Annotated in this window: 1 protein-coding gene; it reads left to right on the plus strand. The window is 67.1% G+C overall.

All coding sequences use genetic code 11. From position 1 onward, the window contains the following. On the plus strand, positions 1-504 hold a 504-nt coding region (locus tag IFR11_RS16140; RefSeq protein WP_446724816.1), incomplete at both ends, for an ABC transporter permease subunit.

Below are 504 nucleotides of genomic sequence, written 5' to 3' on the forward strand. Positions count from 1 at the left end.
TTCATGGTGCTCGTGCTGCTGGCAGCCTGGGCCGTCTGGGATGCTGTAGGTTTCCGCCGCTCGCGGTTGTGGCTGCCCATCGCCTTCGGAGTGCTCGCGGTGTTTGCCTTCCTCACTTGGGCTGCGGCCGACGGTCTCGTGCCCGTGACGGGGCTCTTGTTCGGCGCGCTGTCCTTGTCGGTCCCGCTCATCTTCGGCGCCCTCGGCGGCGTCATCGGTGAGCGGGTGGGCGTCGTGAACGTCGCCATCGAGGGGCAGTTCCTCTTCGGGGCGTTCAGCGCCGCGCTCGTGGCATCCCTCACCAGCAGCCCCTTCCTCGGCCTCATCGCCGCCATGGTGGGCGGTGTGCTCGTGGCGTTCGTGCTCGCCGCGTTCTCGATCAAGTACCTGGTCGACCAGGTGATCGTCGGTGTCGTGCTGAACGTGCTCGTGACCGGCCTCACTGGCTTCCTCTATGGCGCACTCCTCGTGCCGAACGAAGACCTGCTCAACCGTCCCGAGCGC

The sequence above is a fragment of the Microbacterium sp. CFBP 8801 genome (assembly GCF_014839455.1).
Classification (GTDB): Bacteria; Actinomycetota; Actinomycetes; order Actinomycetales; family Microbacteriaceae; genus Microbacterium.